Consider the following 22,605-nt stretch of genomic DNA (forward strand, 5'->3'; position numbering starts at 1 on the left):
GGGGGATATGGTGCTGTTTAGATCTCTAGGACTTCCATCTCGCGCAACACTTCAGCAATCGCCGCCACCGCTTCGCGCATTTGCGCCGGGTTGACGTGGCCGATGCAGCCAACGCGGAAGGTTTCGACCTGGGTCAGTTTGCCGGGGTAGAGGATGTAACCCTTGGCCTTGACCCGCTCGTAGAATTCTTTGAACGCGTAGCGCGGATCTTTCGGGGCGTGGAAGGTGGCGATGATTGGTGCCTGGATAGCCGTCGGCAGGAAGCTGCGCAGCCCCAGTTTGCCCATCTCTTCCATCAATGCCTGGCAGTTGGCGGCGTAGCGTTCGTGCCGAGCGGGCAAGCCACCTTCTTCGTTGTATTGCAGCAGGGCTTCGTGCAGCGCGGCGACCACATGGGTCGGCGGGGTGAAGCGCCACTGGCCGGTCTTGGCCATGTAGGCGTGCTGGTCGTAAAGGTCCATCGCCAGTGAGTGCGAGTTACCGACGGCGCTGGCCAGGGACTCTTTGCGAGCGAAGACAAAGCCCATGCCCGGTACACCTTCCAGGCATTTGCCCGAGGCGGCGATCAGTGCGTCGAACGGCACTTGCTGCGCATCCACTGGCAGGGCGCCGAAGGAACTCATGGCGTCGATGATCAGGCGCTTGCCGTGTTGCGCAACGACCTGGGCAATCTCTGGCAGTGGATTGAGGATGCCGGTGCTGGTTTCGCAGTGAATCAGGGCAACGTGGGTGATGTCTTGATCGGCACGCAGCAGGCGGTCGACGTCGGCGGCGGTGGTCGGTTCGTCTTCGGCGGTTTCGAAAGTGCTGTAGGAGCGGCCCAGCACTTCGCAGATTTTCGCCAGGCGTTTGCCATAGGCGCCGTTGATCAGTACCAGAATCTTGCCGTCCCGAGGCACCAGCGTGCCGATCGCTGCCTCGACCGCGAAGGTGCCGCTGCCTTGCAGGGGCACGCAGTGGTGGGTGGCGGCGCCGTTGATGATTGCCAACAGTTGCTCGCAGAGGCTGGCGGTCAGTTGATTGAAGCGGTCATCCCATGAACCCCAGTCGATCATCATCGCCTGACGGGTGCGGGCCGACGTGGTCAACGGGCCGGGGGTGAGCAGGATGGGTTCGGCAGTACTCATTCTCGTGTCCTCGCAATCGATGGGATGAAGCGTTGGTGCCTAAATTGCAATTTGCCGTGTTATCAATCAAATTGTTTATTGTTATGCCAGCCATCAGTGAGGCTTATTCATGAACCTGTTCCAGCTCCGCGCCTTCGATGCCGTGGCCCGGGAAGGCAGCTTTACCCGGGCGGCGGCGCGGCTGTTCATCAGCCAGCCGGCGGTTACCGGGCACATCAAGGCCCTGGAGGAGCACTACCAGATCACCCTGCTGCGTCGCACCGCCCGACGCGTGGAACTGACGGAGGAGGGCACCAAGCTGGCGGCAATCACCCGGGCGATGTTCGGCCTGGCTGAAGAGGCGCAGGTGATGCTCGAAGCCAACCGGCAATTGCTGACCGGGCGCCTGGAGGTGGCGGCGGATGGTCCGCACATGGTCATGCCGATGCTCGCCAGCCTGCGCGCTCGCTATCCCGGGATCACGGTGAACCTGCGGTTGGGCAATGCCCAGGAAACACTGGCGGCGTTGTTGTCCGAACATGCCGATGTGGCGGTGCTGACCGAAGTCGAGCCGCGCAAGGGGCTGCATCTGCAGGCGCTGAACGAGTCACGGATTTGCGCGCTGGTGCCCGATGGGCATCCTTGGGCGCAGAAAACCAAAGGCGTGCAGCTCAAGGAACTGGATCAGGTGATCATGGTGCTGCGCGAACCGAGTTCGATTACCCGGCGCACGTTCGATGAGGCTTGCGCCCTGGCCAGGGTCAATCCACGGGTGTTGCTGGAACTGGACAGCCGCGAAGCGGTGACCGAGGCGGTGGCCGCCGAACTGGGGGTGGGGGTGGTGTCGTCGGTGGAGGTGAGCCATGACCCGCGGGTGGTGGCGGTACCGATCATAGGTGAGGGGTTGGTGAATCGGCACATGATTGGCTGTATGGAGCGGCGGCGGGATTTGCGCTTGATTCAGGCGTTTTTCGGGTTGGCACCCGTCAGGTAGACCGAGGCGCGGCCTTCGCGAGCAAGCCCGCTCCCACAGGGTTTTGTGTGCACCTCAGATCTACTGTGGGAGCGGGCTTGCTCGCGAATGGGCCGAACCTGCCTATACAAGGCTCTCACGCACCATCTCCAGAAAAGTCGCCACCACCCGCCGCGAACTCTGTTCGCGCAAACACACCAGGGTTTCAGTCAACCGTCGCTTGCAATCAGTAATCGGCAACGCACACACCCGCGAATCCGCACCAAACTCGGCAGCCGACACCACGCCCACCCCAATCCCGACCACCACCGCCTCCCTCGCGGCTTCGCGACCTTCAACCTGAATCGCCGGGCGAATGCGGAACCCGGCACCGGCCATTTCCTCCTCCAGCGTCTGCCGGGTCACCGAACCGATTTCCCGCAACACCAGCGGCGTGTCGTCGAGGTCGGCGAGGGTGATGGATTCGCGCTCGGCCCACGGATGATTGCGCGACACGAACGCCACCATCGGGTCGTTACGCAGGGGCAGGGAAATCAGGCGTTCATCGCTGACATCACGGCCCAGCAACGCCAGGTCGGCCTGATAGTTGAACAGTCGGAACAGCGATTCATCGGTGTTGCCGGTTTCGATCTTCACGCTGATCCCAGGGTAGCGTTCGCAGAACCGGGCGATTTGCGGCAGCACATGCACCGGCGCATCCACCGCCAGAATCAGGCTGCCGGTCTGCAAGGCCTGGGAGTCCTGCAACAGTTCCTGGGCCTCGGCTTCGATGACAAACAATTTCTGCGTCACGCCGAGCAGGCGCTCGCCCAGATCAGTCAGGCGCACGGAACGCTTGTTGCGGTGAAACAGCAAAACCCCGTAGCGCTCTTCGAGTTTGCGCACCTGGTCGGAAATCGCCGGTTGCGTCAGAAACAGGCGCTCGGCGGCCTTGGTAAAGCTTCCATGCACCGCCACGGCATGGAAAGCTTTGAGCTGGGCGTGGGACACCGACATGGGAATCTCCAGTAACAAGCTGAACTTATATTTGAAATACGATAAATCGATTTCACTTATTAATCAGTAATTGTTTTTATCCACCTCAGCCCCGCTGACTGGTCAGTCGAACAGCAGCGGGTGCCATGAGCCTGTGCGTGCAACTACAGGACTCATCTGACCGGTATCCGCCGTAGGGACAGGGCGATATCGCAGTGCTCAACAATAAAAACACAGGCGTTTTCTTCCAATTCTGCCGGCACACTCACACCCTGAGGTCAGAACCACAATGAACAAGCACATCGGCACCATCAAGCGTTGGCGCGTGCAGATCTTCGCGATCACCTGGCTCGCCTACGCCGCGTTCTACTTCACCCGCAAAGCATTTTCGGTCGCCAAGCTCGGTATTGGCGAAGACCCGACCTTCATGCTCGACAAAATGACCATGGCCAACCTCGACGCCATCTACCTGACGGCCTACGCCGTCGGTCAGTTCACCTGGGGCATCCTGGCCGACCGCTTCGGGCCGCGGGTGGTGGTGCTCGGCGGGTTGGTGATTTCCGCCGCCGCGGCGCTGGTGATGGGCAACTTTGCAACGATACCGATTTTCGCTACCTGCATGCTGATACAAGGCCTGGCGCAGTCCACCGGTTGGTCGGGGCTGTGCAAGAACCTCGGCAGCTTCTTTCCCTCCGAGCAACGTGGACGGGTATTGGGCCTGTGGAGTTCCTGCTACGCCTTTGGCGGTCTGGTAGCCTCGCCGTTTGCCGGTTGGTGGGCGTACACGCTCATCGGCAGCTGGCATGCGGCGTTCATTTCCAGTGCGGCGGTGGTTGGGCTGGTCGCCGTGCTGTTTTTTATTTTTCAACGCAACAAACCGGAAGACGTCGGCTTGCCGGCGGTGGAGCCGGAACCCGAGCTGACCGCCGAACAAGCCGACGCGCAAAGCAAAATCAGCATGTGGGAGCCGTTGAAGGAAATCCTGCGCAACCGCACCGTGCTGGTGCTGGGGTTGGCGTACTTCATGCTCAAGCCGGCGCGTTACGCGATTCTGCTGTGGGGGCCGGTGATCGTCTTCGAACAGATGCCTTCGGTGGGCAAGGTCGGCGCGGCGATCATTCCGACCGCCTTTGAACTAGCCGGGCTGCTCGGGCCGATCCTGATTGGCCTGGCCTCGGACAAACTGTTCGGCGCCCGGCGCATGCCGGCTTGCGTGATCAGCCTGTTGGCGCTGACGGTGTCCCTGGCGTTTTTCATGGGCGCCCTGCATACCGGCAGCGTGCTGCTGGTGGTGGCGCTGCTGTTCGTCATGGGCCTGACCCTCTACGGACCGGACTCGATGATCAGCGGCGCGGCGGCCATCGACTTCGGCACCGCCAAGGCTGGCGCCACGGCAGCCGGTTTCGTCAACGGCTGCGGCTCGGTCGGGGCGATTCTTGGCGGGTTGCTGCCGGGCTACTTCGACACCGTTACCGTGTTCATCGTCTTCGCCGGCTGCGCCATGTTCTCGGCGCTGGTGTTGATCCCGCACTGGAACAGCCGCCCCGGTGGCCTGGGTACTCACTTCGCCTACGTGCCCAATCAAGCGATGACCGTCAAACCCCTGCGTACCTGAATCCTGCCCCTCGTCGCCTGCTGCACCTGCGGCAGGCTGGCGTGTGGGCCACTGACCGGAGATTGACCCCATGAGACCCTTTTGGCTGGACCAGGCCTTGAAGGCTGATGCATCCGAAACCTGTCCGCCACTGGAAGGCGACAGCCGCGCCGACGTGTGCATCGTCGGCGGTGGTTACACCGGGTTGTGGACCGCGATCATGCTCAAGGAGCAGAACCCCGAGCTGGATGTGTTGCTGATCGAAGCAGACATCTGTGGTGCCGGTGCCAGTGGACGCAATGGCGGTTGTGCGTTGTCGTGGTCGGCCAAGTATTTCACCCTTGAGCGCTTGTTTGGCGTCGAAGAAGCCGTGCGCCTGGTCAAGGAGTCCGAGCGCAGCATCCATGCCATCGGCGCCTTCTGCGAACAGTATGGGGTGGACGCCGATTACCGTCTCGACGGTACGCTCTACACCGCGACCAATCGCGCTCAGGTCGGCTCGACCGACGCGGTGATCGCGGCGCTGGAGCGCAACGGCATCAACTCGTTCACCCAGCGGCCGGTGGCCGATGTGCAGCGCATGGCCGGTTCCAGCAAGCACCTGGAGGGCTGGTTTTCCCCGGCCGCGGCCAGTGTGCAGCCGGGCAAACTGGTGCGTGGCTTGCGCCGGGTAGCCCTGCAACTGGGGGTGAAGATTCATGAGAACACCGCCATGACCGGGCTGGAAGAGGGCAGGCCGGCGGGCATTCAAACCCCCAAGGGCACCGTTCGCGCCGACCGCGTGGTGCTGGCGATGAACGCCTGGATGGCCCGGGCGTTCCCGCAGTTCGAACGCAGTGTGGCGATCGTTTCCAGCGACATGCTGATCACCGAGCCGCGGCCGGATTTGCTCGACGAAATCGGCTTGACCAGCGGCGTCACGGTGCTCGATTCGCGGATTTTCGTGCACTACTACCACAACACCCCGGACGGCCGGATCATGCTTGGCAAGGGCGGCAATACCTTCGCTTATGGCGGGCGCATGCTGCCGGTGTTCGATCAGCCATCGCCTTACGCCGGTTTGTTGCAGAACAGCCTGGCGGATTTCTTCCCGGCGTTTGCCGACGTCAAGGTCGAAGCGACCTGGAATGGTCCGTCGGACCGTTCGGTGACCGGGTTGCCGTTTTTCGGGCAGATGAGCGCCAGTGGCAACGTGTTCTACGGTTTTGGCTACTCCGGCAGCGGTGTCGGGCCCTGCCACATGGGCGGGCAGATTCTGGCATCAATGGTTCAAGGCCTCGACAACCCCTGGACCCGTTCGCCGCTGGTCAATGGACCGCTGGGTTTTTTCCCGCCGGAGCCGATTCGCTACATCGGCTCGCTGATGGTGCGCAACGCCATCCGCCGCAAGGAGCGCGCGGAGGATCACGGGCGTCGGCCACGGCCTCTGGACGTGCGCCTGGCGAAGTTCGCCGCAGCGGCCGGCAAGGCTGACAAGGGCTGAGCGTCAGGGCGCAAGGTCCGAGCGAGTGAGCAGCCAGTCGAACAGCAGGCGGGTATCGCCACGGGGCTCATGCGGACGAGGGCGGCGAGGTTGTGGCCGAGGGCCCATGGCCGTACAGAGCACCGGGCGATCCGGGTCACTGTCGAGGAAAATCACCAGTACCTCGCTGCCAGCCACGGGCAAGCGGGCCGGATCGATCCAGTCCTCGGCGGTGGTCAGCGCCAGCGGCAACCACAGGCCGGTGGGCGCCTCTGCGGTTGATTGTGTGGCGGGCCAGAGGTTCACCTGAACCCTACCATCCTCGTCCACTGTCGCCGGTTGCCCGACCGGGCCGCACACCTGGCCGGGCTGATACCCGGGGATACTCGGCCTGGGTTGTTTGAGCGCGGGCCTGAACACGGTCGACCAGGGGATGGCGCTGAATTGATTGCGGTAACCCAAGGGCTTTCCCGCTGTGTCATCGAGCAGAATCGATGACTGACACCCCTGATGGCGGATTTCGGTAACCAACCATTGATCGTTGAAATTCGCCAGCGGATGCTCGGCCACCTGGAGGATCAGGCCACTGCGTAATACCCTCTGGTTACTTTGACCGTGGATCTGCAGGTGTCGGCAGCGCAAACGTTCCAGTTGTCGACGGCTGAGCTGGTCGCGATGTTGTTGCTCGCGAGCGCAAAAGTGCCTCGCAGTGGCGAACGAGTGGTTGGCTGCGCCGTCGCTGATGTCCGCTGCACCAGGATTCCTGGCGCCTGGGCGCACAGGGGAGAGCGGCGCATCATGACGCTGGAACAATTCGCTGATCACCGGTTCGTGGTGTTCGCGCAGAGCGCCGCTGCTCATCGACATGAGCAGCGGTTCCTGGGGAAAACTCAGGCTGTCATCGGCCAGCACCAGCACATGGCCGTCGCGTTGATGCTCGAAGTGGTAGTGGATGCCTTCTTCCTCGCACAGCCGTTGCAGCAACGCCAGGTCGGTTTCTTCGTACTGAATGCAAAAAGGACGCAGGGGATAGTGCCCGGTTGCCAGTTCAAAGCGATAGCTGCCGGCGGGCAACCCATTTTCCTCCAGCAACCGGCGCAGGATCATGGGTACGCTGGCGCACTGGAAAATACGTCGGCATCGTTGCTGATCCAGCGCCTGGACACGGGGCACCAGCACCAGCTTGTAAGCGACCCGGTGTCCGCTTCGATGTTCACAACTGGCGCTGTGCAGCACGCCATGAATGCCTTGATCGTGGCCAAATTCGAGCAGCGCCGGTTGGCGCAGCAATCGCTCAAGGTTCAGGGCCGGTGCCAGCCCGATAACCTCGATATCGAATCGATAGGGCTGGTTGAGTGCTTCATGACCACTGAACCGCACCACCTGGAAACTCAGGTCGTCGTCGAGAAGCGTCAGGGTGGTGGGACTTTCCTTGTCGTTGTGCATCGAACGCGCTACCGCCGTGGAGTAGGGTGCAAAGCGTACGAAACCCCAGAGCATTGCGGGCACGCTAAAGCGACATTTCCGAATCGCCCTACAACCGCTGGTGAAGATGTCGATGCAAGTCGGGATTTTTTGGTCGATTGCCAACTTTAGGCCGTATAAACTTGCGCAAAGCGTCGGCCAATAGATGTCTCGGCGCCACAGATGCCACAGATAAGAGAGTGAGAAATGGGCGCACAGTGGAAGGTTAAACACAAAGAAGCGGCAGCCAATGCCAAGGGCAAGATCTTCGGCAAACTGGTGAAAGAAATCACCATTGCTGCGCGCAACGGCGCTGATATTGCTACCAATGCGCACTTGCGCCTGGTGGTTGAACAGGCCAAGAAAGCTTCGATGCCAAAGGAAACACTGGATCGCGCCATCAAGAAGGGCGCGGGCCTGTTGGGCGAGACCGTGCAATACCATCGCGTGACCTATGAAGGGTTCGCCCCGCATCAGGTGCCGTTGATCGTTGAATGCGTGACCGACAACATCAACCGCACCGTCGCCGAGATCCGCGTGGCGTTCCGCAAGGGCCAGCTGGGCGCTTCCGGTTCGGTGGCCTGGGACTTCAACCACGTCGGCATGATCGAAGCGTCGCCGGACTCCCCGGACGCCGACCCGGAAATGGCTGCCATCGAAGCCGGTGCACAAGATTTCGAGCCGGGTGAAGAGGGTGCAACCCTGTTCCTGACCGAGCCGACCGACCTCGACGCGGTACAGAAAGCCCTGCCGGAACAAGGCTTCACCGTGCTGTCGGCCAAACTGGGCTACCAGCCGAAAAACCCGGTCAGCGGCCTGAGCGATGAGCAGATGGCGGAAGTCGAAGCGTTCCTCGAAGGCCTCGATAACCACGACGACGTGCAGGATATGTTTGTCGGGTTGGCAGGCTGACCTGATTCGCCAGTGACGCCGTCTTCGCGAGCAAGCCCGCTCCCACATTAGATCGCGCCTGACCGGGCAACTCGATTAACTGTGGGAGCGGGCTTGCTCGCGAAAATGACCGCGCAGCGGTCACAGATTTTTCAGTTGCTCCACGACTTCGCGAAACCCCGGCCGCTCCAGCACCTGCGGCTGACAGCAACGCCGCTCCAGATCTTTCAGCACCCTACGCAGTTCATCGCTCAACCCCGAATCAACCCGCTCCAGCAGTTCGCCTAGCAACACCCCGAACGCCCGCACCTCGATCCGCTGCAAGGCGCGGCTTTCAAGGCTGTCGGAAATCCCGTGGAACGACGCCGCGCCAAAATCCCCCAGCAAGCAGTCACCCTGTTCATTCCACAGAATATTGTGCCCGTAGAGATCGCCGTGGGTGATGCCATGGCTGTGCAGATGCTCGGCCACCGAGGCAATGCCCGAGGCAATGCGCAGCGCCACCGCCGCACTGAAACGCAAGCCACCGGCATAAATGTCGCGGCTGCACGACGCCAGGCTTGGCAGGCTGGCGAGGTTGCGAAAACTCGGCGGGATCAACTGCATGACCAGCCCGGCGGTTTGTTGCGGGTGATCGACAATCCGCCCTTCGACGCGAATCAGGTTCGGGTGCAGGCCGGCGGTGATGCAGGCGTTCATCTCGTGCAGCGGTGAGCCATCGCTGGTCATTTCACCTTTGTAGAGCTTCACCGCAACGGGCGTGGCCGGTTGGTCAGCCGGTTGCCAGACGGCCTGATGAATCACCCCGGACGCCCCTTCGCCGAGTTTTTTCTCCAGGTGCAATGCCGACCAGTCAATGCGCGGTGTGGCGTCGAGGGCGGCGGCATCGGCTTCGGTTTCCAGCGGGTTACCGGCGTAGGCCAGCCAGGTCAGGCTCGGCAGCGTCAGTAGCCATTGTGGCAAGTCGGTGAGCTGGTTGGCGGCGATGCGGATCAGCTCCAGCCGATGACAATTGCGCATCGACTCCGGCAACGCCTGCAGGCGGTTACCGGCAAGCATGAGCTTTTGCAGGTATGGCCGCTCTCCCAACTCGCTCGGCAGCGTCTCGATGCAATTGTCGGTCAGGATCAGCCAGCGCAGCAGCGGTGGCAGTGCCGCAGCGGGCACGTGAGCGATGCGGTTGGCCTTGAAGCCGATCATCGTCAGTGCAGCGCATTGGCCCAGGCAGGCCGGCAGCTCGGTGAAGCGATTGTCGGAACAGAACAGCACGCGCAAACGGGTCAGGCGATGCAAGTCCTCGGGCAGGGCGCTCAAGGCATTGCCGCTGAGGTTGAGCACTTGCAGCGAGTCCGCCAGATCGAAGATCTCCCGAGGGAATTCGGTGAGGCCGTCGACCAGATCCAGCCGCGTGATGCCCGACAACTCGCCGGCGCGCAATTGAGCAAGGGTGTGCATGAACAGATTCGCCATTGACCAAGGGGAGGGCGCGGGGCCCCGGAAATGTGCGACATGATAGCGGGAAAGATGTGACGACTGTCAGGCTGCCTTCGCGAGCAAGCCCGCTCCCACACAAATTCAGTGCCAGACACAAATCCAGTGTGGGAGTGGCGGTGCGACGATTCGACTTGCTCGCGAAGAGGCCCTTCAATACAACAAAAAGCTATCGGTCAGACCGGTTCGCTGACTTCGACCAGTTGCCCCAATCGACTGCGAGTACGCGCCAGATCAATGGCATCGCCGTCCAGGTTTTCGCGCAATGAGTGCTGCCCGAGCAGCGTCAGGTGCTTGTCCTGGTCGTAGAGCACGTCGATGAGGTTGATGAACCGCTGTTGAGCGGCAATCGAGCACTCACCGAGCGGCGGCAGGTCATCGATGATCCAGCGGTCAAAACGACGGCACAACTCCAGATAGTCCATCACGGCCGTGGGTTGGTCGCACAGGTCGGCGAAGGTAAAGCCGATGTCGCGTCCTTCGCAGAAACGGGCCTGGAAATGCCGGGTGCCGACGGGCAACGAAACAGGCGTGGCATTGCGCATGGGCAGGTTCAGCGATTGTCGCTGCGCCACGCTCGCCGGCCAGACGTAGTGACCTTGAGTGAACAACTGATGCGCATGGGTTCGGGCCTGGCTGCGATAGTCGTGGGGCCCGCCGACTTCCATCACCTGCATGCGCGCATTGATCAAGTCGATCACCGATTTGAAGCGTGCGTGGTACAGCGGATTGGGCAGCAGGCCTTCAGGCGGGTAATTGGAGGTCACCAGCAACAGGATGCCGCGCTGGAACAGTGCCTTGAACAGCCGGGTGATGAGCATCGCATCGCCGATGTCGTGCACATGAAACTCGTCGAAACACAGCACCCGACAATCGCTGAGCAATTCGTCGAGGGTGATCGCCAGGGCGTCGGCCTCTTCGCGGTGCTTGAACATGCCCTGGTGCAGTTGGGCGAAAAACTGATGGAAGTGCAGGCGTTGTTTTTGCGCGAGGGGAATGGCCCGGAAAAAACCGTCGAGCAGCCAGCTTTTGCCGCGCCCCACGGCGCCATGCAGGTAAAGACCCGGAAGGGGTTTCGCCGCAGCGCCCATCAGCATGCAGGCATGCCGGGTCATGCAGTCGATCACCCGCTGTTGGCTGTGGCTGAGGGTGTAGCCTTGGGCATGAGCCTGATGGCGAAAATAGTCGTGGATGACTTGGCCTGCCGCGGTGCTGCCAGCAGGAGGTGCCTTGCCGAGAAGGCGACGCAACGTTTGCCAGCGCGACTTGATTGGCGAACGGTTGGGCAGTCGAACGGCCACTGGGATATCACCTCTGGTGTGCGGGCAGGCTCTTTGTGCTGCGGCGGCATAGTGTAACCAGAGCAGGGAATTTGCTTCCAGTGGTGTCGGCCTATTCTGGGCTAACGTCACTGGGTTCTAAAGGAACACCGCGAAACCTGTGGGAGCGGGCTTGCCCGCGAAAGCGTCAGGTCAGTCAATATCGATGTTGAATGACACATCGCTATCGTCGGAACGCCGCCCGGAGCAAGCTCGTTCCCACAAGGTTATGCCAGTGTCCAGACCACTGCGCCTGGCCAGTGACCTAGCGCTCGATACTGCGGTTCCACCGCGCACTCCATGCCGGACGTTGTTCGTTGACCTGATCCCAATCCACGGCAATCGCCGTATTAAGGTACTGTTTCATGGCTTCGACCTGACCATGGGTTCGCTCGGTGGTCGGGGTGTTGGGGTTGGACGGAATCTGGTCGCCATCCTCGAGTGCGACGGCCTGGGCTTCGGGGGTCAGCAAGAAGGCGGCAAGTTTTTGCGCCAGCTCCGGTTGCGTGTTGTTGGCGATTGCGCATTCGGCGACGTTGAGCACCACGGCGCCTTCCTTCGGCTGTGCATATTCCACTGGCATGCCCTTGAGCTTCAGAGCCGTCACCTGGGTCGGCGTCAACGGGAACAGCGCCGCTTCGTCGGTCTGAAGCATTTCGGAGATCTTCGCCGAGCTCGGAATGTATTCCAGCACGTTACGCCCGACGGTGTTCGGCCAGGCCTTGAAACCAGGGTCGACATTGGTTTCAGTGCCGCCCTGGATCCGGTTGAACATCAGGAAACCGTGCAAGCCGAACGTCGAAGAGGCCATCGACTGGAACACCAGTTTGTCCTTGAAGCGCGGGTCGGCCATGTCCATCCACGAGGTCGGCGCGCTCCAGCCTTTTTCTTTGAACAACCGGGTGTTGTATGCCAGCCCGGTGACCCCGAGGCTGACCGCCACGGCCTGGTCCTTGATCCGTCCCTTGGCTGGAATCTGTTCCAGCGTCGGGCTGTCTTCGAGTTTGTCGCACAGGCCCATGGAGATAGCGCGGTACATGATGCCGTCGTCGAGGAACATCACGTGCATCTGCGGGTTGCCCTTGCTGGCCTGGACCTTGGCCAGGATATCGGCGGAGGTGCCCGGCACGATCACCACTTTGACGTTGTTGGCCTTCTCGAAAGCCGGCAGCACCTTGTCGGCATAGAGCCGTTCCATGGTCCCGCCGTTCATGCCCAGATAAAGTGTCGGCTCGGCCTGGGCCTGAGTGACCGTGAGCAGGGTGCCCACGCAAGAAAAACTGAGCCAAGAGAAACCGAGCAGTGCACTGCGTTTGACATTATTCATTGGCGCGACCTTCCTCTATCAAGCTACGGAGATGGAGTGAAACCGGGTGATGGAAAACGCATCCAGCGACGTCTTTGACGCGCCGCTACAGATGATTTCGGTGAGCGCCTGGCCCACCGCGGGACCGATCTGGAAACCGGCGCCGGCAAAGCCGAACGCGTGCAACAGACCGGGTTGGGTACCACTGTGGCCGATCACCGGTTGGCGATCGGGCAGATAACCTTCGGTGCCGCTCCAGGTACGAATCGCCTGGGCACCTTCCAGAAACGGGTAGAGCTCGACGGCCTGGCGGAGTATTTCCAGCACGGCGCTTTGACCGGGGCGGGCGCGGGCCTCGTCGAGGGCAAAGCCTTGGCCGCCGCCCAGTACGCAATTTCCCCGGGTAACCTGACGGGCATAAATGCCACCGCCCTCGACGCCGGTGCTGGCATCCATCACCAGCGGCAACGGTTCGGTGACCAGCATCGCCGGGTGACCTGAATGCATCGGCACCGGCTCGCCGAATTGCGTGGCCAGGCTGCCGGCCCAGGCTCCGGCGCAGTTCAACAGCCAGGGGGCACGCCATTCCAGGCCAGTTTGCGTACGCACACGAAATCGTTGTCCGTCATGTTCTACAGCGCTCACCGCGCATTGTTCGTAAACCTGCGCGCTCTGTTGCCGCGCCGCCCGAGCGAACGCCGGAGACACCAGACGCGGGTTGGCGTGGCCATCGTCCGGGCAATAGGACGCGCCTGTCGCCACGTCTCCAACCCACGGAAAACGTGCGCGCAATTGGGCTCGGTCGAGCACTTGCAGATCGAGACCGAACCCCCGACTGCTATCGGCGTAGTCCTGCAGGGCTTGCAGATCGTTGAGGCTGCGGGCCAGTTTGAGGTGACCGCTACGCTGGTATTCGCCGTCGATGCCGATCAGTTGTGGCAACTGCGCCCAGATTTCGTGGGCCTTTTGCGACAGCGGCAATTGCGCCAGGGGACGACCCTGACGCCGCACGCCGCCGTAGTTCACGCCGCTGGAATGCGAGCCGCAAAAATCCCGTTCCAGCAGCGCCACGCGCCGGCCGGCCCGACTGAGAAACAGGGCGGCGCTTGCACCGACAATGCCACCGCCAATGATGACTGCATCGACTTCGTTCAAAGCTCGATCTCCAGGCCAAACGGCAGTGGTTTGATCGGTGCCTGGGCGCGCAACCGGCCGATATCGGACACGGCGCGCTGGCTCTGGCAGGCAATGATTTCTGCTGCTGCGGCACCGCACATCCGCCCCTGGCAACGCCCCATGCCGACACGACAATGAGCCTTTACCCGGTTGATTTCCCAATGACCTTCGCGCACCACGTCGCGAATATCCCCGGCGCGTACTTCTTCACAGCGACAGACCATCACGTCATTGGCGAGACCAGCGGCCCAGTTGTCGGGAAATGTAAAGGCGCGTTCGAGACCCTGGCGAAATTCGCCAATGCGTTCCAGGCGTTGTTCCAACTGGGCAGGGCGCTGCGGCGGAATCCGATGACCCATGTCTTCGAGCACCGCCAATGCGGCGCGTTCACCGGCCATTTCCGCCGCGTCCGCACCCATGATGCCGGCGCCGTCGCCCGCCAGATAAACCTCGGCGACACTGCTGCGGCCCGCACGGTCACGCTTCGGTAACCAGGCGCGATTGAGCGGGTTCCAGGCGAATTCACAGCCGAGCAGATCGGCCAGTTGGGTTTCACTGCGCAGGCCGTGAGCGAAGGCCACCGCATCGCAGTCGAGTGAGTGGTTGCCCTTGGCGTTGGACCAGCGCAGCGATTGCACGCGTTGCTCGCCGTCGATGGTTGCCAGGGTCGCACCTTGATGCACAGGGATGCCGTGCGCGGTCAGCCAACTGCGGTAATAAATGCCTTTGGCCAACGTGGACGGTTGCGCCAGCAGGCCGGGCAGGGCTCGGGCCTGTGCGCTGAAGGGTGAGCTGTCGAGCACCGCGACCACGTTGGCCCCAGCCTTGGCGTATTGATAGGCGACCAGGTACAGCAACGGGCCGCTGCCGGCGAACACCACGCGTTCGCCGATGGCGCAGCCCTGGAACTTCAAGGCGATTTGCGCCGCGCCGAGGCTGTAGACCCCCGGCAATGTCCAGCCCGGTACGGGCAGAATCCGGTCGGTGGCGCCGGTGGCGACGATCACCCGGGAGAACTCCAAGCGTGCGGCGCGGCCGTTCTGCAAGGTGTCGAGGGCGCCGTCTTCGGCATTCCACACCAGGGTTTCGGGGCGGTAATCGATTTGTTCGCGCAGTGCGTCAATCGTCTGATGCAGCGCATTGGCTTTGCGTGCTTCGAAGCCATACAGCTTGACCGGCGATCGTTTGAAGTTGGCCGGTTGACGCCGATAAATCTGCCCGCCGCCGCGTGCGGCTTCGTCCAGCAGCACCGGACGCACGCCATGGGCAACCAGCGTTTGTGCCGCACGAATGCCCGCCGGACCGGCACCGACGATGATTACGGATTTCATGCGCACCTCATCGGTTGAATTCTGTCGGGAGCAGATTTGTCTGGGCAGCTTGTGGGGCATGTAAGGGCCCCTTCGCGAGCAAGCCCGCTCCCACATTCGATTGGGGCGACCCTATTCTCCGTGTCCGACGCAGATCCCCTGTGGGAGCGGCGGTGCGACGATTCGACTTGCCCGCGAAGACGGCAGCACAGACAACATCACTGGCGGCTGGAAGATTGCGTTCGCGAGCAAGCCCGCCTCCACAGAGAAACTGAGTTTTGCAGGTGAAATTCGTGTTCATGCCAAACGCCCCGGTTCACGGCAAACCTGCTGCCCGGCTTCGAGCAGCGTCGAGCAGGCGCGCACCCGGCGGCCATCGCCCAGTCGCACCCAGCAATCCTGACAGGCCCCCATCAGGCAGAAGCCGGCGCGGGGTTCGGCGCTGAAGTCGCTGCCGCGCAGGTGTTCGCTGCAAGTCAGCACGGCGGTCAGCACGGTATCGCCGAGCAAACCGCTGGCAGGATGGCCGTCGAGGGTAAAGTCCAGGGCCGGGCGGTCAGCTTCGGCCAGTCGTTTCAGCAGAGCCATGGCGCCCTCATTGTTTACCCACCAGCACCCGATCCAGGCCGTAGACCCGATCAAGCAGAATCATCGTCAGCGCGGTCAGCGCAATCACCAGTGCCGACACCGCCGCCATCATCGGATCGATGGATTCAGTGGCGTACACGTACATGCGCACCGGCAGGGTTTGTGTGGCCGGCGAGGTGACGAAAATCGACAGCGTGACTTCGTCGAAACTGTTGATGAACGCCAGCAACCAGCCACCGGCCACCCCCGGCAGAATCATCGGCAGGGTGATCTGGCGGAACAGCGTGAAGCGCCCGGCGCCCAGGGATTGCGCGGCGTGTTCGGCGCTGCGATCCAGGCCAATGGCCGAGGCCAGCACCAGACGCAGCACATACGGTGTAATCACCAGTACGTGGGCGAAGATCAGCCAGACGAAGCTGCCATTGACACCCAGCAACGCAAACAGGCGCAGCAACGCCACACCGAGTACCAGGTGCGGAATGATGATCGGCGACAGAAACAGACCGTTGAGAAAGTCTCGACCGGGAAACTCGAATCGGGTGATCGCCAGCGCGGCGGGCACAGCGATCAGCGTCGCCAGGGTGGCGGCACTGAACGCCAGGATCAGGCTGTTGTAGAACGCATCGACAAAGTCGGCACGCTCGAACACCGCGCGAAACCAGCGTAGAGAGAACTCCGTGGTTGGCAGGCTCAGGGTGTTTTCCGGGGTGAAGGCCACGAGGCAAACCACCACCAGCGGCGCCATCATGAACAACACCACCAGGGTATGAAACAGCAGGGCGAAAGGACCGTTCCTGGACATGACGAATTATCCCAATGACTTCTTGTAGCGGCCTTCGATCATGCGATTCCACGACAGCATGATCAGCAGGTTGATGAGCAGCAGAGCCACGGCAATAGTCGCGCCCATGGGCCAATTGAGTTCCGACAGGTACTGGTCGTAGATCAGCGTAGCAACCATCTTCAGCCGGCGACCGCCGAGCAGACCGGGAATCGCGAAAGAACTGGCGGCGAGGCCAAACACGATCAATGTGCCGGACAACACACCCGGCATGACCTGTGGCAGCACGACCTGGCGAATCACCGTGAAGTGACTGGCGCCCAGCGACTGCGCGGCTTGTTCGGCGGCGGGATCGAGTTTCTGCAGCGAGGTCCAGACCGGAATGATCATGAACGGCAGCATCACGTGGACCAGCGCAATCACCACCGCGAACGGCGTGTAGAGCAGCTTCATCGGCGAGCCGCCGAGGGCTTGCAGGGTCTGGTTGACCAGGCCGTCGGCGCCGAGCAACAGGCTCCAGCCGAAGGCGCGCACCACCACCGAAATCAGCAGCGGAGTGAGGATCAGAATCAGGAAAATCGAGCGCCAGGGGGTGCCCATGCGACTGAGGATGTAGGCCTCGGGCACGCCGATCAGCACGCAGAGCAAAGTGGTCAGGGCGCTGATCCACAGGGTGCGCAGAAAGATCTCGTAGAAATACGGATCGCCCAGCAGGTTGCTGTAGTGCTCGACGGTGTAGGCGTCGCCGTTGATCCCCGAGCTGTAGTCGAAAACGTTGAACGACAGCACCAGGGTCAATCCCAGCGGGATGATCAACAAGCAGAGGTACAAGGCCAGGGCCGGTGCAGACAGCCAATACCCCTGGCGTCCCTGGCGGGTGGCGGTGAGCGTACTCATGCTGGCACCTCGTCGACACTCAGCACTCGCAGCAGCGCCGCGTCCCAGTCCAGACCGACTGCAGTGCCTTCGTTCAAGGGTGCCGAGCCATCGTTGCGGCGCACCACGCAGAGTTCGCCCAGGCTTGTCTCGACGCCGTATAGCCATTGGCTGCCGAGGAAAAACCGACTGACGATCTTGCCTTGCAAACGACCGTGGCCAGCATCGCGCAGATCGATTTTTTCCGGCCGCAGGCTCAGGGTCAGATCGCCATTGCCAACACTGCACACCTGAACCATACCGGCACCATTGCGCTCGCCGGGCAGCAGATTGGCCTTGCCGACGAATCCGGATATGAACTCGGTGCGCGGGTGTTCGTAGAGGGTGTAGGGCGCGTCGATCTGGGTGATGCGCCCGGCCTGCATCACCACGACACGGTCGCTGATGGACAGCGCTTCCGACTGGTCGTGGGTGACCATCAGCGTGGTAATTGCAACTTCGCGCTGGATGCGGCGGATCTCGAATTGCATCTCTTCGCGCAGATTGGCGTCGAGATTGGACAGTGGTTCATCCAGCAAAAGCACCGGCGGCTGAATCACCAGGGCGCGGGCCAGGGCGACGCGCTGGCGCTGACCACCGGAAAGCTCCCGCGGGTAACGCTCGGCGTGCTGATTCAGGCGCACCAGTTTCAGTACCCTGTCGACTCGCTGCTGGATATCAGCGTTCGGCACCCTGCGCATGCGCAGGCCGAAGGCGACGTTGTCCTTGACGGTCATGTGCGGGAACAGCGCGTAGCTCTGGAACACCACCCCCAAACCGCGGCTGGCGGGTTTGGCGTGGGTGATGTCGCGGCCATCGAGCACGATGCGCCCGCTGGTGACTTCGACGAAACCGGCAATCATTTGCAGGGTGGTGGTCTTGCCGCACCCCGAGGGGCCGAGCAAGGACACGAATTCACCTTTCTCGACCGAGAGGTCGGTGGCGACGACGGCGTCGATTTCGCCGTAGCGTTTGCAGAGTTTTTCAAGTTGCACAAAAGCCATGACTGCGCTCCACCTGAGATTGTTATGCGTCACCCGCAGGCGCGCTTTTTTGTATGGGCAGATACGAAAAGATGTTGCCGGGGTGCGTGGCGCTCGACTTGAGTCGGCTGCCGCTGTTGTTCGAATCGCCCCTGTCTGGACGCAGAGTAGGACGAAGACTAGGATGGGCTCAATGGCCTATTTCACTGAGGCGATGACTATTTTAAGTTTTATTCGATCAGTAAATTAATGTACGGAAAATTAGATGCAAGATTCCATTGAGCGGAATGAAAACAAGAATGAAGTCGGTGTCGGCGCCGTTTCAAGATTGTTTGCGGTACTGCGAACACTGGGGGATACCGTCGAGGGCGGCGAGCGGGTGACGCAACTGGCGCAGCGCATCGGTTTATCGCAACCGACCACGCACCGGTTGCTGCGCAGCCTGATGGACGAGGGCATGGTCGAGCAGGATGCGCGCAGTAAACGCTATCGCCTGAGCCTGGATTTTTTCGCTCTGGCGGCTCGTGCGGGCAACACCGGAAACTTGCGCGAACTGGCACGGCCGGCGCTGCTGAGACTCTCGGCGTCGCTGGGTGATTCGTTGTTTTTGCTGGCGCGCTGCGGCTTTGATGCGATCTGTCTGGACCGCAGCGAAGGGCCGTTCCCGATCCGCACCTTTACTGGGGATATCGGCGGGCGTGTAGCGCTTGGCGTGGGGCAGGGCAGCCTGGCGATTCTGGCGTTCCTGCCGGAGGAGGAGCGCGACACCGTCATCCATTACAACTTGCCACGCCTGAAAGACTTCCACCTGTATGACGAGGTGTTCCTGCGCTCGGAAGTCGACAACGTGCGCGCCCTGGGGTACGCCGGGCGCAATACCGGCGTGCTGCAGGGCATGGCCGGGGTGGCCGTGCCAATTCTCGATCGTGAAGGTCGCGCGGTGGCGGCGTTGAGTGTGGCGACCGTGAGTGACCGATTGGGCCCGGATCGCCTGCCGACGGTGGTGGACATGCTCAAGCGCGAAGCGGCGCTGATCGGGCCGCGGATCAATCCGTTCGACCCGCTACTGCGCCGGCCTTCGCAGGTGTTTGGGCAGGGATGAAAAGATCGCAGCCTGCGGCAGCTCCTACAGGTTCATGTGTACATCTGCAGGAGCTGCCGCAGGCTGCGATCTTTTGATCTGTCAGAACTGGGTGGTCTGTTTGAGCATCCGTGCCGCCGCCGTGTCCGCCGGGCTGACCATCGCATAGTTGTAGCCGCCACCGGACCAGTATTCGGCCTGCAACTCGCCATCACTGCGACTGCCCCTCGGCAACATGTAGTTTTTCGGTCCAGGCGGGCGCAGATAGAAACTGACTTTCTGCCCGCCCTGGTTCTCGTAGACCACCATCGCCGCCGGGCCTTGCTCGGTGCTCAGCAGGCGCCCGCTGATCGGTTTGAAACCGGCATCCGAAAGGTCGGGCAGGCGATTGGCCTGAGTGAAGTAACGGTCGAGCCAGCCTTGCATATCGCCGTCCGCGCCGACTTTGTAATCGGCCGGCAGGATGCCTTGCTGGGCAATCAGACGATAGGCCTGCATAGCGTCGGCCATCGGTGCCGGGGCGCTGACCAGGGTCATTTCCCGTGCTTGCCAACCGCTGAAACCGCCGACGCTGACCGCGATCAACAGCACCGCCGCGCTGGCCAGATGCCGACGGGACTGGCGTTTCAGGTGTTGGCGAATCACGGCTGGATCGAGGTTCGGATTGACCGGTTGCTGCAAGGCGCCACTGAGGGCCGCGCGCAGTTGCTGGGCGTCCAGTTGCCAGGCGCGCACTTGCGCGGACATTTGCGGATTGCTCGCCAGAAAAGTCTCAACCAGGCGTCGGTCGGCGTCGCTTAGTTGGTGGTCGACGAAAGCGTGCAGGTCACGTTCGCTCGGGGGCATGCTGATCATTTGAGTCTCCGCAGGGAAGGGCGGTTGATTTCGCCATCACTGAGTTGGCGCAGGGCCTGGCGAGCCCGGGACAGGCGGGACATCACGGTGCCGATGGGGACGTCGAGAATCCCGGCGACCTCTTTGTAGCTCAGGCCTTCCACTGACACCCAGAGCAGCAGCGCGCGTTGCTCGGTGGGCAGTTGATCGAAAGCGCTGAGGGTCGATTGAGCGATAACGGTGCGCTCCACCGAGGGCTGGGCATCGTCACGCCCGGTGAAGAATTCGAGTATTCGCGCATAGCGCCGGGAGCGGCGGTGCGCATCGAGAAACTGCCGATAGACGATCGAGAACAGCCAGGCGCGCAAGTCGCCCTCGGCACGTTTACCGCTCCAACCCGACAATGCCCGCTCCAGGCTCGCCTGCACTAGGTCGTCAGCGCTGCTGGTGTTGCGCGTCAACGACACGGCAAACCGTCGCAATCGGGGAATGATTTCCCTCAGTTGTTCGTCGATATCGTTCATGAAGTTCTGACTAGTCGCTACGCTTGGGACTAGGAAGACGTCCGAAACCGGAGGTTATTCCACGTCAGAAAAAATAAACACCGCATGTGGGAATAAACCTGCGTGCGGTTCGTCTGCTTGATTCTTCTCACTTGTGGCCGATGGCCCTGGAGTCTTTCATGGTAGATCGATCATCACCGCCACCCCGACCACCCTTGAGTGCGGCGAGCGTGACATTGCGTCTGGCTGGCATTGCCGTGGTCGTTGCCGCAGTGGCTGGGGCATTTGCCTACGTCAACGGCACCCTGGACCCACAACGCCTGACCCCGAAAAAACTGATCAACGTGCTGGAAGCCAACAACGGCGTGCATCCGGGTTTCCGTCGCAACCATTCCAAAGGCGTGTGCGTGATCGGGCATTTCGAGAGCAGCCTTGAAGCGCGCAGCTATTCCACCGCTCAAGTGTTCAACGAAGCACGGACACCGGTGGTGGGGCGTTTCGCCTTGGGGGCCGGTAACCCAAACGCGCCGGACAGTGCCGCGCCGATCCGCAGCATGGCCTTGCGCTTCACTCAGGCCAACGGCCAGCAGTGGCGTACCGGGATGAACAGCATGCCGGTGTTCCCGGTGGGCACGCCCGAGGCGTTCTATCAATTGCAAAAAGCCCAGTCGCCAGACCCGGCCACCGGCAAACCGGACCCCAACACGGTATCGGCGTTTTTTGCTTCGCACCCGGAAGCCGCACCGTTCCGGGCCTGGATCAAAACCGCCAAGCCGTCGGCCAGTTACGTGACCGAAAACTACAACAGCGTCAATGCGTTCTACCTGGTCAACGCGGCCGGCCAACGCCAGGCCGTGCGCTGGAACATGGTGCCACTGGCCCAGGACGCACCGGGGGGCACGGTACCGGAGGGCAATGATTTCCTGGAGAAAGACCTGATTCAGCGAATCGCCGCCGGCCCGTTGCGCTGGCAGTTGAACATCACCCTGGCCAACCCCGGCGATCCGGTCAACGACGCCAGCAAGGCCTGGCCCGAAGGGCGCAAGGTGTTGAATGCTGGCACTCTGGTGCTTGAAAAGACTCAGCCGCAACTCAACGGCGAATGCCGTGACATCAATTACGATCCTCTGGTGTTGCCTGCAGGGATCGAAGGTTCCGAAGACCCGCTGCTCGCCGCTCGTTCAGCCGGTTACGCCAATTCCTACCTGCGTCGCACCAGCGAAGTCAGCCAGTTGCCCGCCGCCAAACAGGAGGCCCAGCAATGAGCACTCAACCGAACCACTTCGCCCCGCTGGCGCGCCTGCTGCACTGGCTGATGGCGCTGATGATTATCGCCATGCTGTTTATCGGCGCGGGTATGGTCGCCTCGGTGTCCGAACGGCATGAATGGCTGATTCATCTGCACAAACCCTTGGGCGTCGCGATCTTGCTGTTGGTGATCGTGCGCCTGGTGGTGCGTTTCTCCACCACGCAACCACCTCTGCCGGCGGACATGCCGGGTGTGCAAGTTCTCGCGGCCAAGGCCTCGCATGTCTTGTTGTATGCATTGATGCTGGTTTTGCCGCTGCTGGGCTGGGCGATGATTTCGGCCTCTGGCGAACCGGTGATGCTCAGCAGCTCGCTGCAATTACCGTCGATTGTGCCGGCCAATGCACAGGTGTTTGCGTTTTTGCGCAAGGCGCATGGGTATCTGGCGTATTTGCTGTTTCTGACCGTGTTGCTGCATTTGGCGGCCGCGTTGTTTCACGGCTGGGTGCGCCGCGATGAGGTGCTGGACAGCATGTTGCGGGGTAAGGATCGAGAGTGATCTCGCTGGATTGCGATTTGGCTTTTGTCACACAGCGATCATCTAT

General features: G+C 61.8%; 21 protein-coding genes. 7 read left to right on the top strand and 14 right to left on the bottom strand.

Annotation, left to right across the window (positions count from 1 at the left end):
• Positions 1-17 precede the first annotated feature (17 nt).
• The gene (locus tag AC3IT6_RS09910) at positions 18-1,127 is read right to left on the bottom strand and encodes a 2-aminoethylphosphonate--pyruvate transaminase (RefSeq protein ID WP_489355123.1); all 1,110 of its coding nucleotides are present in this window, start codon (positions 1,125-1,127) and stop codon (positions 18-20) included.
• Positions 1,128-1,236: 109 nt separating this feature from the next.
• Between AC3IT6_RS09910 and AC3IT6_RS09915 the strand changes: the two genes are divergently transcribed.
• Positions 1,237-2,100: a LysR substrate-binding domain-containing protein gene (locus AC3IT6_RS09915; protein WP_489355125.1), complete on the top strand. Its 864-nt coding sequence runs from the start codon at positions 1,237-1,239 to the stop codon at positions 2,098-2,100.
• 102 nt (positions 2,101-2,202) lie between these two features.
• On the opposite strand, the gene AC3IT6_RS09920 is transcribed toward AC3IT6_RS09915, so the two are convergent.
• Entirely contained in the window at positions 2,203-3,075 is an 873-nt protein-coding gene (locus AC3IT6_RS09920; RefSeq protein WP_095943340.1) for a LysR family transcriptional regulator, read from the bottom strand.
• Positions 3,076-3,343: 268 nt separating this feature from the next.
• On the opposite strand from AC3IT6_RS09920, the gene AC3IT6_RS09925 reads away from it, so the two are divergent.
• Both AC3IT6_RS09925 and AC3IT6_RS09930 read left to right on the top strand, forming a co-directional pair.
• On the top strand, positions 3,344-4,669 hold the full coding sequence (locus tag AC3IT6_RS09925) for an MFS transporter (protein ID WP_489355127.1): 1,326 nt from the start codon (positions 3,344-3,346) through the stop codon (positions 4,667-4,669).
• Between the two features lie 70 nt (positions 4,670-4,739).
• Entirely contained in the window at positions 4,740-6,131 is a 1,392-nt protein-coding gene (locus AC3IT6_RS09930; protein WP_489355129.1) for an FAD-dependent oxidoreductase, read from the top strand.
• Between the two features lie 3 nt (positions 6,132-6,134).
• Here AC3IT6_RS09930 and AC3IT6_RS09935 read toward each other — a convergent pair whose 3' ends face one another.
• Positions 6,135-7,556 carry a type VI secretion system Vgr family protein gene (locus AC3IT6_RS09935; protein WP_489356513.1) on the bottom strand — a complete coding sequence of 474 codons (1,422 nt, stop codon included), beginning with the start codon at positions 7,554-7,556 and terminating at the stop codon, positions 6,135-6,137.
• 225 nt (positions 7,557-7,781) lie between these two features.
• Between AC3IT6_RS09935 and AC3IT6_RS09940 the strand changes: the two genes are divergently transcribed.
• The gene (locus AC3IT6_RS09940; RefSeq protein ID WP_223459948.1) at positions 7,782-8,486 is read left to right on the top strand and encodes a YebC/PmpR family DNA-binding transcriptional regulator; all 705 of its coding nucleotides are present in this window, start codon (positions 7,782-7,784) and stop codon (positions 8,484-8,486) included.
• 120 nt (positions 8,487-8,606) lie between these two features.
• Here the strand turns inward: AC3IT6_RS09940 and AC3IT6_RS09945 are convergent, their stop codons facing one another.
• From AC3IT6_RS09945 to AC3IT6_RS09985, 9 genes are all read right to left on the bottom strand, one after another.
• On the bottom strand, positions 8,607-9,920 hold the full coding sequence (locus AC3IT6_RS09945) for a leucine-rich repeat-containing protein kinase family protein (protein WP_489355132.1): 1,314 nt from the start codon (positions 9,918-9,920) through the stop codon (positions 8,607-8,609).
• Positions 9,921-10,132: 212 nt separating this feature from the next.
• Entirely contained in the window at positions 10,133-11,257 is a 1,125-nt protein-coding gene (gene zapE, locus AC3IT6_RS09950; RefSeq protein WP_489355134.1) for a cell division protein ZapE, read from the bottom strand.
• A 283-nt stretch (positions 11,258-11,540) separates the two neighbouring features.
• Positions 11,541-12,602, bottom strand: coding sequence for an ABC transporter substrate-binding protein (locus AC3IT6_RS09955; RefSeq protein ID WP_223444656.1), 1,062 nt, complete (start codon positions 12,600-12,602; stop codon positions 11,541-11,543).
• Between the two features lie 18 nt (positions 12,603-12,620).
• Entirely contained in the window at positions 12,621-13,736 is a 1,116-nt protein-coding gene (locus tag AC3IT6_RS09960) for an NAD(P)/FAD-dependent oxidoreductase (protein WP_489355137.1), read from the bottom strand.
• Positions 13,733-15,088 (bottom strand): FAD/NAD(P)-dependent oxidoreductase, encoded by a 1,356-nt coding sequence (locus tag AC3IT6_RS09965; RefSeq protein WP_489355139.1) that lies wholly within the window; start codon positions 15,086-15,088, stop codon positions 13,733-13,735. Before AC3IT6_RS09965 ends, AC3IT6_RS09960 begins: the two co-directional genes overlap by 4 nt.
• A 276-nt stretch (positions 15,089-15,364) precedes the next feature.
• Positions 15,365-15,655, bottom strand: a complete 291-nt coding sequence (locus tag AC3IT6_RS09970) for a (2Fe-2S)-binding protein (protein ID WP_458371014.1) — start codon at positions 15,653-15,655, stop codon at positions 15,365-15,367.
• 7 nt (positions 15,656-15,662) lie between these two features.
• Positions 15,663-16,457 (bottom strand): ABC transporter permease, encoded by a 795-nt coding sequence (locus AC3IT6_RS09975; protein WP_108219103.1) that lies wholly within the window; start codon positions 16,455-16,457, stop codon positions 15,663-15,665.
• A gap of 6 nt (positions 16,458-16,463) precedes the next feature.
• Positions 16,464-17,333, bottom strand: a complete 870-nt coding sequence (locus tag AC3IT6_RS09980; protein ID WP_489355142.1) for an ABC transporter permease — start codon at positions 17,331-17,333, stop codon at positions 16,464-16,466.
• Positions 17,330-18,355 (bottom strand): ABC transporter ATP-binding protein, encoded by a 1,026-nt coding sequence (locus AC3IT6_RS09985; protein WP_489355144.1) that lies wholly within the window; start codon positions 18,353-18,355, stop codon positions 17,330-17,332. The genes AC3IT6_RS09980 and AC3IT6_RS09985 overlap by 4 nt, the downstream gene beginning before the upstream one ends.
• A 244-nt stretch (positions 18,356-18,599) precedes the next feature.
• Here AC3IT6_RS09985 and AC3IT6_RS09990 point away from each other — a divergent pair, with 244 nt between their 5' ends.
• Positions 18,600-19,436, top strand: coding sequence for an IclR family transcriptional regulator (locus tag AC3IT6_RS09990; RefSeq protein WP_108219100.1), 837 nt, complete (start codon positions 18,600-18,602; stop codon positions 19,434-19,436).
• 81 nt (positions 19,437-19,517) lie between these two features.
• Here the strand turns inward: AC3IT6_RS09990 and AC3IT6_RS09995 are convergent, their stop codons facing one another.
• Positions 19,518-20,270 carry an anti-sigma factor family protein gene (locus AC3IT6_RS09995; protein WP_489355147.1) on the bottom strand — a complete coding sequence of 251 codons (753 nt, stop codon included), beginning with the start codon at positions 20,268-20,270 and terminating at the stop codon, positions 19,518-19,520.
• Positions 20,267-20,773, bottom strand: coding sequence for an RNA polymerase sigma factor (locus AC3IT6_RS10000; RefSeq protein WP_489355149.1), 507 nt, complete (start codon positions 20,771-20,773; stop codon positions 20,267-20,269). Before AC3IT6_RS10000 ends, AC3IT6_RS09995 begins: the two co-directional genes overlap by 4 nt.
• A gap of 158 nt (positions 20,774-20,931) precedes the next feature.
• On the opposite strand from AC3IT6_RS10000, the gene AC3IT6_RS10005 reads away from it, so the two are divergent.
• Positions 20,932-22,017, top strand: a complete 1,086-nt coding sequence (locus tag AC3IT6_RS10005) for a catalase family peroxidase (RefSeq protein WP_489355151.1) — start codon at positions 20,932-20,934, stop codon at positions 22,015-22,017.
• Positions 22,014-22,559 (top strand): cytochrome b, encoded by a 546-nt coding sequence (locus AC3IT6_RS10010; protein WP_489355153.1) that lies wholly within the window; start codon positions 22,014-22,016, stop codon positions 22,557-22,559. The genes AC3IT6_RS10005 and AC3IT6_RS10010 overlap by 4 nt, the downstream gene beginning before the upstream one ends.
• Positions 22,560-22,605: the final 46 nt, after the last annotated feature.

It is taken from the genome of Pseudomonas sp. KH_017 (assembly GCF_057840285.1).